General features: G+C 66.1%; 18 protein-coding genes and 1 pseudogene. 11 read left to right on the top strand and 8 right to left on the bottom strand.

The window, feature by feature from the left end; all coding sequences use genetic code 11:
- Window positions 1-5: 5 nt before the first annotated feature.
- Together A5659_RS09870 and A5659_RS09865 are read right to left on the bottom strand one after the other, a co-directional pair.
- Window positions 6-329 carry a hypothetical protein gene (locus A5659_RS09870; RefSeq protein ID WP_067138457.1) on the bottom strand — a complete coding sequence of 108 codons (324 nt, stop codon included), beginning with the start codon at window positions 327-329 and terminating at the stop codon, window positions 6-8.
- Window positions 326-1,603: an SRPBCC family protein gene (locus A5659_RS09865; RefSeq protein WP_067024093.1), complete on the bottom strand. Its 1,278-nt coding sequence runs from the start codon at window positions 1,601-1,603 to the stop codon at window positions 326-328. Before A5659_RS09865 ends, A5659_RS09870 begins: the two co-directional genes overlap by 4 nt.
- Before the next feature lie 97 nt (window positions 1,604-1,700).
- On the opposite strand from A5659_RS09865, the gene A5659_RS09860 reads away from it, so the two are divergent.
- Genes A5659_RS09860 through A5659_RS09855 form a run of 3 tightly spaced genes read left to right on the top strand, consistent with a single transcriptional unit; the run spans window position 1,701 to window position 3,275 of the window.
- Entirely contained in the window at window positions 1,701-2,624 is a 924-nt protein-coding gene (locus tag A5659_RS09860; RefSeq protein WP_067024090.1) for a LysR family transcriptional regulator, read from the top strand.
- A gap of 28 nt (window positions 2,625-2,652) precedes the next feature.
- Entirely contained in the window at window positions 2,653-2,811 is a 159-nt protein-coding gene (locus tag A5659_RS28120) for a hypothetical protein (RefSeq protein WP_197497967.1), read from the top strand.
- A gap of 26 nt (window positions 2,812-2,837) precedes the next feature.
- Window positions 2,838-3,275: a nitroreductase family deazaflavin-dependent oxidoreductase gene (locus A5659_RS09855; protein WP_067024087.1), complete on the top strand. Its 438-nt coding sequence runs from the start codon at window positions 2,838-2,840 to the stop codon at window positions 3,273-3,275.
- Between the two features lie 32 nt (window positions 3,276-3,307).
- On the opposite strand, the gene A5659_RS09850 is transcribed toward A5659_RS09855, so the two are convergent.
- On the bottom strand, window positions 3,308-4,813 hold the full coding sequence (locus A5659_RS09850) for an adenylate/guanylate cyclase domain-containing protein (protein WP_067180717.1): 1,506 nt from the start codon (window positions 4,811-4,813) through the stop codon (window positions 3,308-3,310).
- 86 nt (window positions 4,814-4,899) lie between these two features.
- Between A5659_RS09850 and A5659_RS09845 the strand changes: the two genes are divergently transcribed.
- From A5659_RS09845 to A5659_RS09835, 3 genes are all read left to right on the top strand, one after another.
- Window positions 4,900-5,358 (top strand): hypothetical protein, encoded by a 459-nt coding sequence (locus A5659_RS09845; protein WP_066865000.1) that lies wholly within the window; start codon window positions 4,900-4,902, stop codon window positions 5,356-5,358.
- 187 nt (window positions 5,359-5,545) lie between these two features.
- Window positions 5,546-6,583 (top strand): UDP-glucuronic acid decarboxylase family protein, encoded by a 1,038-nt coding sequence (locus A5659_RS09840; RefSeq protein WP_231997798.1) that lies wholly within the window; start codon window positions 5,546-5,548, stop codon window positions 6,581-6,583.
- Complete coding sequence (locus tag A5659_RS09835; protein WP_067180799.1) at window positions 6,580-7,749, top strand: glycosyltransferase; 1,170 nt, start codon at window positions 6,580-6,582, stop codon at window positions 7,747-7,749. The genes A5659_RS09840 and A5659_RS09835 overlap by 4 nt, the downstream gene beginning before the upstream one ends.
- Before the next feature lie 7 nt (window positions 7,750-7,756).
- Here A5659_RS09835 and A5659_RS09830 read toward each other — a convergent pair whose 3' ends face one another.
- Together A5659_RS09830 and A5659_RS09825 are read right to left on the bottom strand one after the other, a co-directional pair.
- Entirely contained in the window at window positions 7,757-8,485 is a 729-nt protein-coding gene (locus A5659_RS09830) for a class I SAM-dependent methyltransferase (protein WP_067180712.1), read from the bottom strand.
- A gap of 134 nt (window positions 8,486-8,619) precedes the next feature.
- Window positions 8,620-9,948 carry an adenylate/guanylate cyclase domain-containing protein gene (locus A5659_RS09825; RefSeq protein WP_066879184.1) on the bottom strand — a complete coding sequence of 443 codons (1,329 nt, stop codon included), beginning with the start codon at window positions 9,946-9,948 and terminating at the stop codon, window positions 8,620-8,622.
- 60 nt (window positions 9,949-10,008) lie between these two features.
- On the opposite strand from A5659_RS09825, the gene A5659_RS09820 reads away from it, so the two are divergent.
- The 5 genes and pseudogenes from A5659_RS09820 (at window position 10,009) to A5659_RS09805 (ending at window position 13,205) form a co-directional block, all read left to right on the top strand.
- Complete coding sequence (locus A5659_RS09820) at window positions 10,009-10,377, top strand: VOC family protein (protein ID WP_067180710.1); 369 nt, start codon at window positions 10,009-10,011, stop codon at window positions 10,375-10,377.
- Window positions 10,374-11,084: pseudogene (locus A5659_RS28945) on the top strand (BadF/BadG/BcrA/BcrD ATPase family protein); the annotation flags it as partial. The gene A5659_RS09820 and the pseudogene A5659_RS28945, both read left to right, overlap by 4 nt.
- A gap of 96 nt (window positions 11,085-11,180) precedes the next feature.
- Entirely contained in the window at window positions 11,181-12,083 is a 903-nt protein-coding gene (gene murQ, locus A5659_RS28940; protein ID WP_369829368.1) for an N-acetylmuramic acid 6-phosphate etherase, read from the top strand.
- Window positions 12,084-12,255: 172 nt separating this feature from the next.
- Window positions 12,256-12,867, top strand: coding sequence for an N-acetylmuramoyl-L-alanine amidase (locus A5659_RS09810; protein ID WP_369829367.1), 612 nt, complete (start codon window positions 12,256-12,258; stop codon window positions 12,865-12,867).
- A 107-nt stretch (window positions 12,868-12,974) separates the two neighbouring features.
- Window positions 12,975-13,205, top strand: coding sequence for a hypothetical protein (locus A5659_RS09805; protein ID WP_066865019.1), 231 nt, complete (start codon window positions 12,975-12,977; stop codon window positions 13,203-13,205).
- A gap of 50 nt (window positions 13,206-13,255) precedes the next feature.
- Here A5659_RS09805 and A5659_RS09800 read toward each other — a convergent pair whose 3' ends face one another.
- The 3 genes from A5659_RS09800 to A5659_RS09790 are packed head-to-tail and all read right to left on the bottom strand — an operon-like array spanning window position 13,256 to window position 14,856.
- Entirely contained in the window at window positions 13,256-13,666 is a 411-nt protein-coding gene (locus A5659_RS09800) for a cupin domain-containing protein (RefSeq protein ID WP_066879192.1), read from the bottom strand.
- 12 nt (window positions 13,667-13,678) lie between these two features.
- Window positions 13,679-14,449, bottom strand: coding sequence for an SDR family oxidoreductase (locus tag A5659_RS09795; RefSeq protein ID WP_066865026.1), 771 nt, complete (start codon window positions 14,447-14,449; stop codon window positions 13,679-13,681).
- On the bottom strand, window positions 14,446-14,856 hold the full coding sequence (locus tag A5659_RS09790) for a GNAT family N-acetyltransferase (RefSeq protein ID WP_066865029.1): 411 nt from the start codon (window positions 14,854-14,856) through the stop codon (window positions 14,446-14,448). The genes A5659_RS09795 and A5659_RS09790 overlap by 4 nt, the downstream gene beginning before the upstream one ends.
- Window positions 14,857-14,859 lie beyond the last annotated feature (3 nt).

The raw sequence follows: 14,859 nt of genomic DNA, 5'->3' as shown, positions 1-14,859 counted from the left end.
GATCTTCAGCTGACTCTCGTGAGGATGGTGTTGGCCGAATGCTTGACCCGCGGCTGCTTCCACAGCTCGACCGCCAGCGAGACGGTGATCAGCGAGTAGAGCAGGTTGCGCAGGTTGGCGACGTCGTCGGGCAGCGGCTCGGAGTAGTCGAACTTGTCGATGTAGGCGACGGCCTCCTCGGCGTGCGGAAACACCTCGTCGTAGAAGGCCCGGATTTGCTCCATCGAGCTGTTGACGCGTTTGACGTAGCGCTCGTGGCCGTCCTCGATCGCCCACTCGGGCACCAGGTGCTCGAGTTGCGAAAACTGAGGCGGCAGTGCGGTGTTCATTGCTGACCCGATTCGCCGGCCGCGACATAGTCGCCGACCACCTTGTGCAGGTGGCGCAGCAGGATCTCCTCGTCATTCATCGTGAAGTGGGTCAGCACACCGCTGTTGAGCATCGCCTGCAGGCCCTCCGACGGGCTGGCGTCTTCGAGGATGATGTCGTTGAGGAAGGTGACGGTGAGCTCCTGACCGAGCCGTTCCCTGTGCGTCTTGGGCGGCTGATAGAACATCTCGACTTCGAATACGTGCGAGTGCGGTCCGGTGGGCCAGTGGGCGTGGGTGGTGAACCCTGATGCGCCGAAAATGAGGACGAAGTTGGGGAAGAACTGGAACGAGTCGAACCCGTACTTCTCGGACCGTGTGGGATTGATCCCTGGAGGCATCGGTCCCCGGTCGAGCTTTTTGTTCCAGGGCCCCGCCGCGCTGGCTTCCATGACGCATTCAATCGGCTTGGAATATGGCGTCTTTCGCGATGGCTCACCGGCGAAAGAGAACATCCGATGCGGGCCGCTCAGTTGGTAGGCCAGGGCATCGGTGAACGGGTTCGGCTGGTCGAAGGCGTCCCTGGCCTCCGCGGTGAGAGCGCCGAACGACGACGCGTGCAGGTACGGTCCGTGGTAACTCTCGGCGAAGCTGTCGACGAAAATCTTCCAATTGCACTGCAATTCGGCCGAAAACTTGTAGACCTGGTGCGGGCCGTCAAATGGATAGCCCTCGATGCCGTGGGCCAGTTCGCCGAGGAAGGAACGCAGCGGCTCGGTGTTGTCCGGGTTGAGGTTGATGAAGATGAAGCCTTCCCAGACCTCGCACTGCACCGCCGGCACCCGGCAGCTGTCGGCGTCGAAGTCCAGCAGCAGGTCCTTGCGAGTGGCCGAGTGCAGCGAGCCGTCCAGCTTGTAGCGCCAGCCATGGAAGCGGCAGTACAGCAGCGGGGCGCGGCCGGAGACCTCTTGGAAGGGATCGTCTTCCCACAACATCTTGTTGCCGCGGTGCGGGCAGATGTTGTGGAAGGCGCGGATCACCCGGTCCTTGCCGCGCACGATGATGATCGATGTGTTCAGGAATTTGAACTCGCGGGTGAAGTAGCTGCCCGTGCGCGGGACGCGTTCGACCCGTCCGACGTAGAGCCAGGTCTTCTTGAAGACGTGTTCGCGTTCCTTCTCGTAGAACTCTTCGGACACGCAGTCTTCAAGCGACACCGGGCCGCGGCCGAGTTCGGGATATGCGTCGGTCCAGTGCCCGGTCGGGGGCTTGGCGACGGCGATGGGCTGGTTCATCCCCGTTCCTCCTACGTGGTGCGGCCGACGGTAGCAGTCGCGCGAGGCCCCAATAAGGTGTACGGACGCAACACCCTGTTGCATACTTGGAACACCGATGGAACAGAATCTGCCCTTTGACCTCGATGCCCTGCTGGTATTCGGCAAGGTGGTGGACTGCCGCAGCATCTCGAAGGCGGCGACATCGCTCGGAATGCCCAAATCCACGGTGAGCCGCAAGCTGACCAAGCTGGAATCCGACCTGGGCATCAAGCTGCTGCGCAAGAACACTCATCAACTCACGGTCACCGACCTCGGCGAGCGGATCCACGACCACGCGATGAACATCTTGGCCGAGGCCAATGGCGTGCGGGCACTGGTGGAGGCCAGCAAGCAGGAACCGCACGGGGAGCTGCGGGTCGCGATACCGGTGAGCCTCGGCATCGACTACGCGTCCCGGGTCGGCGCCACCTTCCTGCAGCGGTACCCCCACTCCCGGTTGGATATTCGGTTGGTCGACGCGATGGTCGACCCGATCAAAGACGGTTTCGACGTCGTGTTCGGTCCGGGACCGCTGCAGGATTCGACGCTGATCGCACGAAAAGTGTTTGACCTGAATCTGTTCCTCTGCGCCTCGACGGGATTCGTGCAGACGCTGCCGGAGCCGGTCACCGATCCGTTGCAGTTGAACGCGCTGCCGTTCATCGACTTCGGCTTCTGCGGGCCCCAGAAGCTGGCGCTGACAAAGTTCGACCGACGATTCGAGCTGTCTCCCCGGGTGCGGGCCCGAGCCAACAACTTTCAGGTGTGCAAGGAGTACATTCTGCAGGGCCTCGGCATCGGCGCGATGCCGACACAGATCATCTGCGCGGAAGAATTGAGACAGGGCACCATCGTGCCGGTCCTTCCCGAATGGGCGGTCGAACCCCTGGCCGTGCACATGATCTACCCCTTCGAGCTGTCCTTCTCCACGCTGATCAGCGCCTTCTACGACACGGCCTGTCAGATCATCGTCGAGAACATCGCCAGAGCCGAGACCTAACGCTCGTCGACAATGAGACAATCGCTTGATGTCTCGCGAATCCGCACGTCGACCGCCGGCCGCGCCTACACCGCCACGGGGGCAGGTCACGCCCGAGGACGTGGAACGGTACGCCGACGAGGACCAGGCGCGCGAGGCGCTGGACGAGCGCCGGCTCCGCGACGAACAGCCTCCCCATCACCACTAGCCGTAAAAAGGCGCAGACTGGTCGCTATGAGTCTGGCAGAAAAGCTGCTCCCGCAGGTGCTGCGGGTGCACGACACGGTGTATCAGAAGACGAACGGCTGGATCGGTCACCGCACACTGTGGATACCGAGCCTGCTGCTGCATACCGTCGGGGCGAAGACCGGTAGGCAACGCACGACGTCGCTGACCTACGCCCGCGACGGTGACAACTATTTGGTGGTCGCCTCCAAGGGCGGCGCGCCCCAGGCCCCCGGCTGGTACCACAACCTGAAGGCGCATCCCGACGTCGAGATCAACGTCGGCCCAAGGCGTTTCGCCGTCACCGCACGACCGGTGCTGCCCGACGATCCCGACTATCCGCGGCTATGGCAGATCGTCAACAAGAACAATCAGAACCGGTACAACGAATACCAGAAGCGGACGTCGCGACCCATCCCCGTCGTCGTCCTGGCCCCGAAAGGCTAAAGGCCGCAGGCCGCGCAGCTCAGGTCGCGCCCCTAGCCGAGAGCGAAGACCCGTACCTCCGCCGATTTCCCCTTCAAAGCGTGCGGTCCCCGATCGAGGAGTCCGGGCGGTCGAGAGGCCAGTGCGTCAACGCACGAACCGGTGATAAGGATGGCGTCACCCGTCGTCTTGGTGAGTTGCTCGACGCGCGCGGCGACGTTGACCGCGTCACCGATCAAGGTGAACTCGAGCTTGCCTGCGCCTCCTATGCTGCCGGCGATCACCTTGCCGGTGTTGACGCCGATTCCGATGCGAAGTTCACCGCCGAATCGCTGCGTCACCAGACGATGGATAAGTGCGGCCGCTCCCACCGCCGCGTCAGCATGGTGTGCGAGGTCGTTGGGCGCCCCGAATACGGCCAAGGCCCCGTCGCCGAGGAATTTGTTGACGTGACCACCGGCCTCGACGACGGCGGGCACCACGATTTCGAACAGCGCGTTGAGCCGGGCGACCGTGTCCTCGGCGGAGTTCGCCTCCGCGAACGGGGTGAAGTCGCGAATGTCGACGAACATCACGGTCACCTCGCGGCGCTCACCGGTGAACACGTCGTCGCCCTGCTGAAGCAACCGCGCGGCCAAAGCGGGATCGACGTAGGTGCCGAACGCGCCCTGAAGTCGTTGGCGCTCAGCCAAACCCGCCTGCATGCGGTTGAACGACGCGGCCAGTGCACCCAGGTCGTCGTCCTGAACGACCGGCAAGCGTCGGCCATAGTCGCCTGCGGCGACGCGTTCGGCGCCTTTGGCGAGGTCGCGGACGGGTTGCAGCGAGAGCGAGAACCCGATGCCGACGGTGATCGGCACCGCGAAGACGAGCGTCAAGGCGCAGCCGACCAGGACGGACAGGATCGGGGCATCGCTGACCGGGTGCAGCACCGTCGCAAGCATGGCGCCACCGACGGTGTACGCGAAGGCGGCCGCGAGCATGGACACGTTCGATCGCGTGGCAAACGTGGGGCGCGAGCGCGGCAACGAATCGCCGATCCCCGTGTCACCGGCGAGGGCGATCCTGACGGGCCGCTGCATCGCCTCCGCGATGCTGTGAAAAGCGATCAGCTGCACCGCTATTCCGATGACGGCGCCGCGGATCCCGTATTGCAGCAATCGTGGCCCCGTCGCACCGGCGATCGCGCCGACGACGACCGACAAGGCGGCGGCCCATATGCCGGTACCCCACACCGTTCGGACGGTCGAGCTGCGCACATACCGGTACGTGGCCTCGAGGGCGGTCACTCCGTCGGCGCCGTCGCCCCTGGCCCACTGTTTCACCAGGCGCGCCCATCCGTGGTCCGGGAAAACCATGATGCCTACGAGCACCACCACGGCGACAACGGTGACGGCGGTCGCACCGAGGTAGCGGCCGGACTTTTCGGAGACGACGATCGGAAGCGACACGAACACCGTGTAGACGGGCAGCGACACGAGAAACCCCGCAGCGCACAGGGCCCACCAGTAATACCTCGGTCCGCAACAATCCCATGTCCACTGCCAGATACGGTCCATGCCGGGAGGTTAAAGCGTCCTCGGGGGCGATGCGCGGGAAAAGGCCCACATCGGCCCGGCTGCGGCGCCGAGGCACGATGTCTCCCATGGTTGCCGTGTACCGCGCGCCGATGCGATCCCGCAACGATGCCGTCGACCCACAGGCCGCGATCGATCGCGCCCGCCGGCTCGGGGTGTGCGGGTTTGGGCAATTCGTGAACCGGCCGGGCGAACAGGAGCGGCTTGTCCATCGGGTCGACCGATTCGTTGACGTCGACGAAGGCTCGTTTGTGTGGACCCGCGACACCCACGGGTGGTTCTGGTTGGGCCGCATCTGCGGGCCTTACTGCTACGACGCCGACCCAAGCGCCGCAGCGGTGGACTTGGTGCACATCCGACCCTGCGAGTGGCTGTCCGTCCCGATGCTGGAGCAAGACGTGCCGGTCGCCGTCGTCGCGACATTTCGTCGAGGCGGACGGAACTTCCAGGAGATCCATCACGCCTCGGTCGGTGTTGAGACACAAGCCATTTGGGATGCGCGGACGAATAAGCCGGCCGGAACCTAGAGCACCGCGGCGCTGCCCAACGCGCTTGACATCGGCGAGTGCGGAAACGCGGCGACAACCGACGGTGAACCGGGGCAGCGCACATTCAGACGTGCACGCTGATGGGCGTCGTGTTCGCATCGACGGTGAACTTCCGCTGAACGAACCAATAACGCCAGTGTGAGTCGGGACAGTTCCAGCGGGCGTCTTGCAGGAAGTCAGCTCCGCCATGCGAAGCTACGTGTTCGATGGCCGGAACCAAGGAGTGCAAGCAGTGAGAGCCCTCGTCGCCGGCGCCGCCGGATTCCTGGGGTCTCACCTGTGCGATCGTCTCCGCCGCGACGGCATCGAAGTCATCGGACTCGACAATTTCTGCACCGGTAGGCGCGAAAACATGATGCAGCTCGAGGCAGACCCGGGCTTCCGTTTCATCGAGCACGACATCACCCGGCCCGTAGCCGCGGTCATGCCAGGTCCACTGGACGTCATCTTCAACCTGGCCTGCCCCGCGTCGCCGCGCGCCTACCAGCGCGATCCGCTGTTCACCCTCGAGACCAACTACGCCGGGACCAGAAACCTACTGGAACTGGCGCGCGAGCGCGGGGCGACGATCCTGCAGGCCTCCACCAGCGAGGTCTACGGGGATCCGACTATCCATCCGCAGGCCGAAACCTACTGGGGCAACGCCAACTGCTTCGGCATGCGGGCCTGCTACGAGGAAGGCAAGCGGGTTGCGGAGACGCTGATGCTCGAATACGCGCGGCGCTACCGCGTCCGCATCAAGGTCGTCCGCATCTTCAATACCTACGGTCCGAGGATGGATCCGGCCGACGGGCGAATCATTTCGTCGTTCATCGTCCAGGCGCTACGCGGTGAACCGATCACCGTCTTCGGGGACGGCAGCCAGACCCGCTCCTTTTGTTACGTCGACGACCTCATCGAAGGGCTCGTGAAAATGGTGGCGAGCGAAGCTTCGTTCACCGGACCCGTCAACCTCGGCAGCCCAGCCGAACGCACCGTGCTCGAAACAGCAAAGCTGATCAAGGAAATGACCGGCTCCCCCTCCGTGACGGTCTTTCAGCCACTGCCGGCGGACGACCCGAAGCAGCGCAGGCCGGACATCGCCCTCGCCGAGTCCGCCCTCGGCTGGAGGCCGCGAGTCAGTTTCGAAGAAGGCGTCGAGCGGACAATCGAATATTTCACCGGCATCGCCGGATCCGGCTCCCAGACAGGCGTCCAGTGGTGAGGATTGCACTGGCTACCTTGGGAACTCGGGGCGATGTCGAGCCGTGCGCCACCATCGGTCGCGAGCTGCAGCGCCGAGGTCACGACGTACGCATGGCGGTCCCGCCAAACTACCTTGGCTTCGTCGAGTCGGCGGGGCTTGCTGCGGTCCCCCACGGCCCGGACCAGATTCTGCAGAACGCGGAGATCGCCCGCAAATACGGGGAGACTCCGAACCCGGTCTTCATGGCGTGGGTGATTGCCGAGGATCTCAAACGACTCTGGCCGCAGCTGGGCACGGCGCTCACGTCACTGGCACACGGGGCGGACCTATTGTTGACCGACGCGAGCCAGCAGGGGCTGGCCGCCAATATTGCGGAATACTACGACATTCCGCAGGCCGCGCTGCACATCTACCCGCTCGGGCGTGACACGGGTACGCAAGTAACCAAAGAGGCCGAAGACGCCGTGCGCCAAACGTTGGGCCTGCCGGAGGGATCGGGGTCCTCGGCGCGACAACCGCTGGAGATCCAGGCCTACGACGAACTCTTCTTCCCCGGGCTGGCAGCCGAGTGGGCGAAATGGGATGTCCGACGGCCTTTCGTTGGCGGGCTGACGCTGGAATTACCGACGGAGGTCGACGACGAGGTCTCGTCATGGATTGCCGCGGGCACGCCGCCGATTTACTTCGGCTTCGGGAGCAGCGCGCGAGTCGCTTTCCCCGCCGGCTTGCTCGAGATGATCAGCTGGGCCTGCGCGCAACTAGGCGAGCGTGCGCTGATCTGCAGCGGCGTAAGCGATCTGGCCGACATCCCGCAAAACGACCACGTGATGGTTGTGGGCGCGGTGAACCACTCGGCCGTCTTTCCCGCTTGCCGTGCGGTCGTTCACCACGGGGGCCCCGGCACCACGTTCGCCGGCATACGGGCCGGCAAACCTACGCTGGCCCTTGCCGTTTCGGTCGATCAGCCGATGTGGGCTGCTGCGGTCGGCCAGCTCGGCGTCGGCATCGGACGGCACTTTTCCGCAACCACTCCGGATTCGCTGCTCGCCGACCTGCGGGCCATCCTCACTCCGCATTGCGTAGCTCGGACCCTCGAGGTCGCCGCCCAGATGGCCACACCCGCCGAAAGCGCCGCCACCGCAGCCGGTCTGCTGGAAGACGCGGTCGTCCAATACGCCGGCTGAACGCCTGTCAGCGCTCATCGGAGCGGCGAAGTTGCGCGTCCGAAACGCTCCGATAAGACGGCATCTCGAAGTCGGGGAAAGCGCAGATGTCGCCGCGATCCCTGACCCGCTCTAACCAGTAACGCTGATCGGCGGCCGAGGTGCAGGCATAGATTTTCATGTACGTCGCAGCGAACGGGAACAGGAAGCCGTTGCCGACAGCCTGCCAAACGGCTGCCGCCACACCGGGGGTTTCGACCCCTCGATAGTCGTCCAGCGCGATCACTCCCCGTCTGGCCGTGTGAGTCACGGCGAGGATGATGTCATTGGCGACGCACTGGTACCCGTGACAACCGTCGATGTGGACGAAGCGGAGGCTGCGGTCTCCGAGATCGAGCTCTGAGGATTCGCAGACCTCCAGCGTTGGCCGGCGAGTGTGGAAACGGTCCCAGTTGGTGAGGAACTGCTGCTGGTCCAAGCCCGAGTACTGCTGGCGTGGGGCTTCGGCGATGTCGGCGTGATTCATCACGCCGCCGAACAGATCGCAGATCACCAGTTCTTCGTCGTCCCGCAGGCCATAGCCCATCAAGATGGCGGACTTGCCCTGATATGCGCCGATTTCGAGCATGTCGCCCTTGACGCCCTCGGCCGTCTGGCAAGCGAGCAGTTTGCTGAACAGCTCGACGTCAGCCTCGAAAAACCAGCCGTCGACCTTGTCCATCTGCTCGGTGTAGAGGGCCCAAGTGGCATCGGTCATGACGCGCTCCTGCGCATGAACTCCTCCAGCGCGGTTGTGGGCCGCCGATTTTCGTGAGGTCAATATGGCGAGCGGCGTGCGGTTTGAACGGTATCAGTTCTGCGCCCAGCCGCAATCGATGCCGCAGCCAGCCGTCAGCCCTCGACGGCGAACAGCCCCCACTCGCCCGTCACACCCTTGAGCGTGTGCTCGCCGCGACCGGCGAAGCGCAGGTCCGACCCGGCGACCAGGTCGACGACGATGCGCGAAACGAGCACCTCGCCGGCCCGGGCCGCTGCCGCCACCCGCGCTGCGATGTGGACGGCGATGCCGCTGATGTCGTCGTCGCGCAACTCGACCTCACCCGTGTGTACGCCCGCCCGAACCTCGAGACCAAGGCTCCGCATGACGTCGCGGATCGCCATGGCGCACCGGATCGCCCGCGCGGGCCCGTCGAACCGGGCGAGAAAGCCGTCGCCCGTCGTGTTGACCTCACAGCCCTTGAAGCGTGCGAGCTGGCGTCGTACCTGGGCGTCATGCCTGCCGAGCAGCTCCTTCCACCGTTGGTCGCCAAGCTCGACCGCCCGCTTCGTCGAGTCCACGATGTCGGTGAACAACACGGTGGCCAGGACGCGCTCGACCGCCGGCTGCGGGCGGACGCCGGTGAGGAACTCCTCGACCTCGTCGAGCAGCGCGTCGGCGTCACCCGTGAAGAACAGATGGTCGGCGCCGTCAATCTCGACGAACTTGGCCCCGGGGATGCGATCGGCGAGGTAGCGACCCATCTCGCACCTCACCATCCGGTCGTCGTGCCGGTGCAGCACGAGCGTCGGCGCCTGGATCGCCGGCAGCACGTCACGGATGTCCAGCTGCGGATAAAGCGCGAAGATGTTGCGGACCATGCCGGGGCTGGCCGCCACGCGCTGCAGCCGCGCCCACCACCGCCGAAAATCGGCGTCGCCCCGCCGGCTCGGCGCCCATGCACCCAATCCGACGCCCTCGCCCCAGCCTGCCGCGCTCACCTCAACCAGCGCCGACAGCTGCTCCTCGGTGACACCGAGCGGGTAGTCGGCCGTTCGGAGCAGGCGAGAGAACGAGCCATAGAGGACAAGCGCATTCACGCGATCGGGATGGCTGGCCGCCGTCAGCATCGCCATCGTGCCGCCTTCCGAGACGCCCACCAGGTCGGCGCGTTCACATCCGGACGCATCCATGACGGCGCGCAGGTCATCGACGGACTCTTCCAACGTCGGCGCGTGCATCACCGGATCCGAGAGACCGGTGCCCCGCTTGTCAAAGGTGACGACGCGACGAAAGGACGCGAGCCGCGAGTAGAAGTGAACGACCGACGGCTCCTCCAACATGATGTCGAGGTGCGAGATGAAGCCGGGCGCGACGACGAGGTCGGGACCCATTCCGGCTACCGAAAACGCGATGTTGAGGCCACCGCTCTTGGCATAGTGAATGTCCGTCGGGACGTTCATGGTCGAACCTTACGCCGCGTGGGCCCTACGAAGGCGCACGGAACGGATACCGTGCATGGCATGCGTCGGGTGGACTACGTAATTCACTATGTCGAGTCGCTGCGCCGGTCGGTGGCGTTCTACCGCGACGTGATCGGCCTTCAGGTCCGAATCGAGGGCGACGGCTATGTCGAGTTCGACATGGAGAACACCAAGTTCGCGCTTTTCGAACGCTCAAAGTTGCCGGAACTCATCGGTCGCGACGGCGGCAACCCGCCCTGCGGAGAGATCGGCTTCCTGATCGACGACGTCGACGCGGAAGCGGAACGGTTGCGCGGGCTCGGTGTCGAGATCCTCACCGGGCCGGTGGATCGACCCTGGCATGAGAGGACGCTGCACATCGCCGACCCCGACGGCAACGTCGTCGAATTCGCGCAGAAGCTGCGGTGATACTCGCCGTCGACCTCGGTAAGACGTCCTGCCGGGCCGCGGCGGGCGGCCGCAGGGCCGAGGGCGCGGGCGCGCCGGGGCTCGCGACGCCCGGTGGCGTGCGGGCCGCGGAGGCGGCCATCTTGGCGGTGGCGCGAAATTTCGGGCCGGTCGACGAGGTGGTCGTGGGCGCCGCCGGTGCACTGGCGGCACCCGACGCGGCGCGCGCACTGGGCGACGCGCTGTTGGCATCGCTGCGGACCCGATACGTCGCGGTGACCAGTGACGCGGTGATCGCGCACGCGGGCGCGCTGAACGGACAGGCGGGCGTCGTGCTGGTCGTGGGCACCGGCGTGGTGGCGCTCGCGATCGACACGACCGGCGCGCTGCGCACCGCCGACGGCTGGGGCCCCTGGCTGGGCGACGAAGGCGGCGGCGCGTGGATCGGCGCCGCCGGGCTGCGTGCGGCGCTACGCGCCCACGACGGGCGCGGTCCGTCCACCGCGCTGCTAGAGGTTGCACGCGCCCGCTTCGGCGCGCCGAAGACCTGGCCGACGCAGCTCACGGGCGCCGCCGCGGTCGCGTCGTTCGCGCCCGACGTCCTGGCGGCGGAGGGCGATGCCGCGGCGCTGGGGATCGTCAGCGCCGCCGCGCAGGCGCTCGCCGCGACCGCCCGCGCGGCCGGCAACGGCCCGGTGGCGATGGTCGGCGGGCTGGCGGGAGTACAGGCGCTGCGCTCGGGGCTCGACCTCATCCCCGCGGCCGGCGACGCGCTCGACGGCGCACTGCGGCTTTCAGCGATCCACGAGCCCTACCTGATTCGCGTGCAGGCGGATCCGAAAGTCTCTGTCCCGCAAGGGCTCGACGCGCTCGCCACCGAGGCCGTGCGGCCAGGCCTGGACGACCTCGACGCGCGGCCCATCGGCGAGGTCGTCGCGCTGCTCGTTGCAGCCGAGGGCGAAGCGCACGAGGCGGTGGCCACGGCGGTCCCGCAGATCGCGGCGGCGGCCGAGGCGATCACCGCGCGGCTCGAACGCGGCGGCCGCCTGATCTACGCCGGTGCCGGGACACCCGGCCGGCTCGGGGTGCTCGACGCGGCCGAATGCGGGCCGACGTTCGGCACCGACCTGGTGCGTGGCGTGATCGCCGGCGGGCCAACGGCTTTGACCGAGGCGATCGAGGGCGCGGAGGATGCGTTCGATCCCGCCGATCTCGCGGACCTGACCGCCGCCGACGCGCTCGTGGGGATCACGGCGTCGGGCCGCACGCCGTACGTGGTGGGAGCCCTCGCGCACGCCCGCACGGTGGGTGCGTTGACCGTCGCGATAGTCAACAACCCGCTAAGCGAAGCGTCCGCCGACCTCGTGATCGAGCTGCTGACCGGGCCGGAGGTGCTCGCCGGGTCCACCCGGCTCACCGCCGGGACGGCGCAGAAGGTGGTGCTCAACGCGCTTTCGACGAGCGTGATGATCGCGCTCGGCAAGGCCTTCGGACCGCGGATGGTCGACGTGCGGGCGACCAATGCGAAGGTGCGTCGCCGCGCGGTGCGGATCGTTCGCGACGTGGCCGGCGTCGACGAGGAGACCGCGACGGCCGCGCTGGCCGCCGCGGGCGGTCACGCCAAGACCGCGATCGTCGCATTGCTCGCGGGCCTCGACGCGGCCGAGGCCGCCGCCCGGCTCGACCGGGCGCGCGGACGCGTGCGGGCCGCGTTGGGTGGGACATGAATGAAGTCGTCCCGCGGGCCGGGGTCACGCTCGTATCGTGAGAATCGTGTGTGAGCCAGCGTGCGGCCCGCCGGCTCTGGTCAGCCGCCGTCAGCTGTTAGCGCTCGCCGGCGGCGCCGGGGCGGCGTCCCTGCTCGGCGGCCCGCCGTCGGCACCGGCTCCTCCCCCGACAATCGGTGCGCACCTGACCGCCACGACTTCGGCACTGCTGCTGTGCCGGGACGCCTGGGGCGCCCGACCGGCCCACTCCGGAGGGAAGCGCCACACCATCACCCGGATGACACTGCACCACGAGGCCGTCGTCCTCGGCGAAAACCGCAATGCCCCAAACCATCTCCGCCAGGATCAGCGATTCCACCAGGATCAGCACGGATGGGTCGACATCGCCTATCACGTCGGCGTCGACCGCAATGGCAACATCTACGAACTGCGCAGCACCGAGATCGCGGGCGACACCGCGACGGACTACGACACGACGGGCCATTTCCTGGTTCTCTGCGAAGGAGACTTTGATCAAGAGGCCGTGCCGGAGGCCCAGCTTCAGGGGGCGGCGCGCGCGTTCGCCTGGGCCGCCCAGAATTTTCGCGTTTCGACCGACACGCTGGCGGGCCATCGGGACCTGGCCCAAACCTCGTGCCCGGGTCGAAACCTGTACGCCCACCTATCCTCGGGCGACCTCAAGCGCCGCATCGACGATCTCCTCGGCGCGGGCGGAGTGGATCTTCAGCGCTTCTGCGGACCCGACGCGGCCGCACGGGTCGCGTCAATCGAGGCCGGCAACTGACCACCGCCATCCGCTCGTCGGAGGCCGCCGGGATGCGAATCGCCGGAAATGTTTGCAGTCCTTCAGCAGCGGGCATCTCGCTGAGCACGGGCTAAGAAGGGGTCAGCATGTCGGTCACACATCTCAGCGGTTTCGCCAACGCCTGCCAGGAGGCCGTGACGGCCGTCCTTCATGCCATCACCACTCACGGGGACGAACGCCGAGAGCACCTCTCTGATGCCAAATCGGCGGTCGACACGGCATTACGCGATGCCCATAGCGGTGAGGAATGGTACCTGGCCGAGCACCTGCGTCAGGGGATCAAGGGTGTGGAGACCCGCCTGCGCGACGCTTCCTAGCCGCTCGCCATCCCACTGGTCGTCCTCGTCGACCTGGCGAGCCGAGCCAGTCAACCGGTGACGCGCAATCCCTTTCGCTGCGCCAACTCCTCGCCGGTAACCCGTTCGAGCATCGGCTGCCCGGGCACGCGGAACAGGGTGAGGACGAAGCTGCAAGGAATGTCGGTGCGGTTGTTGGCGTCCTGATAGTGGATCACGTCGCCGCCCGGCCCCCAGAACGCGTCTCCAGCGCGCAGGACGCGTGGCGGCTCACCCTCGATCTCGAACAACAACTCACCGTCGATCATGTAACCGAACCCCGGGCCGCCGGGAAGGCGATGTGGTGGGTAACCCGGGGCCCCCGGCGGATGGCTGATGAGAACCGTCATCACATGGGCATCGTCGGGAATCAACGCCGACGGTACTTCCTGCAACACGGTCATAGTTGAGGTCGATTCGGAGTCGGTCGTGTCCTGCACCATTCGTTGCCCCTCTTATGGTTGCGAAACGGGCGCACGACCGGAGTGTGCGTCGATCCAGTCGGAGTATCGGGTGGTGAAGATGGTGGCGTTCTCAGCGGGCGCGAGGGTGTGATCGTCGATCACGGCACCGAAGTAGGGCGCCAGTGCGTCGGTCACGACGTGACGATGATCGCCAACGGCGGCAAGGCCCATGCGAACAAAGTCGTCCATCCCTATTGCCTCTGGCCCGGCGATCTCCATCACTGCGTTGATGGGGCTCCCGCCGGCCGCGTGGGCCACGGCCGTCGCGACATCGTTGGCGGCGATAGGACGAAACAACGCGTGCGGCAGCCTGACCACGTCACCTTCGGTCGCGGAATCGGCCAGTCCAACGGCGAATTCGAAGAAGGGCGTCGCTCGCACGATCGAATAAGGCCGACCGGACTTCCTGATCAGGTTTTCTTGAACGGCTTTCGCGGTGTTGTAGCCGCTGTCCGGCATCGTCTGCGCACCCACAACGGACAACGCCACATGGTGGTTGACTCCGGCTTCTTGTTCAGCCGCAAGGAGATTGGTGGTCGTGGTGGTGAAGAAGCGCATCACGGGTTCATCGTCGAACTCTGGCGAATCAGCGACATCGACCAGCACATCAGCACCGGCGAGCGCGCCGCCAAGGCCTGCGCCGGTGAATGAATCGACACCTGATCGGCGTGAGGCCGCGATCACGTCATGCCCCTGGGCGCTGAGCTTGGAGATGACTTTCGAGCCGATCAGCCCGCGTCCGCCGATGACGACGATCTTCATGATGAACCTTTCACAGTTCGGGTTTCGTCGGGCGCGGCAGGCCGCGACACCGGGCGGAGCAATCCCCGGTATTGGTCGGTCACCAGATCCCGATATTCAGGATGGCGCAGAATGTAGTCACCCGTGATCTTGCACCGCGGGATAACCGTGTGCCCGGCCCTGCGGATCAGTGTGAGCACACCACCGATCATCGCCGAGGACACACCCCGATCACGCCATTGCGAATCGACTTCGGTGGCCATCAACACGATGTGGCCGCGGTAGCGGCGGTAGGGCTGCCAACCGATCACCTGGTCGTCTACGGTGGCCTCGAACCGACCTTCTCGGGCGTTGTCGGCGATGATTGTTAGCAGGCCATGGTTTGCCCTGCGTTCGATAGTGCCCATCGGCGTTGGTGATTCACTCATAGC

The organism is Mycobacterium sp. 1165196.3 (assembly GCF_001673415.1).
Taxonomy (GTDB): Bacteria; Actinomycetota; Actinomycetes; order Mycobacteriales; family Mycobacteriaceae; genus Mycobacterium; species Mycobacterium europaeum_A.
The sequence above is the reverse complement of the archived record's forward strand: the minus strand, read 5'-3'. Positions and strand labels throughout refer to the sequence as shown.

Bases quoted from the DNA above. Each gene is read 5' to 3' on its own strand.
- A5659_RS09820 (WP_067180710.1), top strand. From the start codon at position 10,009: ATGCGTCGGGTGGACTACGTAATTCACTATGTCGAGTCGCTGCGCCGG.
- A5659_RS09800 (WP_066879192.1), bottom strand. From the start codon at position 13,666: ATGGTGCAGGACACGACCGACTCCGAATCGACCTCAACTATGACCGTG.
- A5659_RS09860 (WP_067024090.1), top strand. From the start codon at position 1,701: ATGGAACAGAATCTGCCCTTTGACCTCGATGCCCTGCTGGTATTCGGC.
- A5659_RS28120 (WP_197497967.1), top strand. From the start codon at position 2,653: ATGTCTCGCGAATCCGCACGTCGACCGCCGGCCGCGCCTACACCGCCA.
- A5659_RS09805 (WP_066865019.1), top strand. From the start codon at position 12,975: ATGTCGGTCACACATCTCAGCGGTTTCGCCAACGCCTGCCAGGAGGCC.
- A5659_RS09825 (WP_066879184.1), bottom strand. From the start codon at position 9,948: ATGAACGTCCCGACGGACATTCACTATGCCAAGAGCGGTGGCCTCAAC.
- A5659_RS09830 (WP_067180712.1), bottom strand. From the start codon at position 8,485: ATGACCGATGCCACTTGGGCCCTCTACACCGAGCAGATGGACAAGGTC.
- A5659_RS09795 (WP_066865026.1), bottom strand. From the start codon at position 14,449: ATGAAGATCGTCGTCATCGGCGGACGCGGGCTGATCGGCTCGAAAGTC.
- A5659_RS09870 (WP_067138457.1), bottom strand. From the start codon at position 329: ATGAACACCGCACTGCCGCCTCAGTTTTCGCAACTCGAGCACCTGGTG.
- A5659_RS09865 (WP_067024093.1), bottom strand. From the start codon at position 1,603: ATGAACCAGCCCATCGCCGTCGCCAAGCCCCCGACCGGGCACTGGACC.
- A5659_RS09845 (WP_066865000.1), top strand. From the start codon at position 4,900: ATGGTTGCCGTGTACCGCGCGCCGATGCGATCCCGCAACGATGCCGTC.
- A5659_RS09855 (WP_067024087.1), top strand. From the start codon at position 2,838: ATGAGTCTGGCAGAAAAGCTGCTCCCGCAGGTGCTGCGGGTGCACGAC.
- A5659_RS09790 (WP_066865029.1), bottom strand. From the start codon at position 14,856: ATGAGTGAATCACCAACGCCGATGGGCACTATCGAACGCAGGGCAAAC.
- A5659_RS09850 (WP_067180717.1), bottom strand. From the start codon at position 4,813: ATGGACCGTATCTGGCAGTGGACATGGGATTGTTGCGGACCGAGGTAT.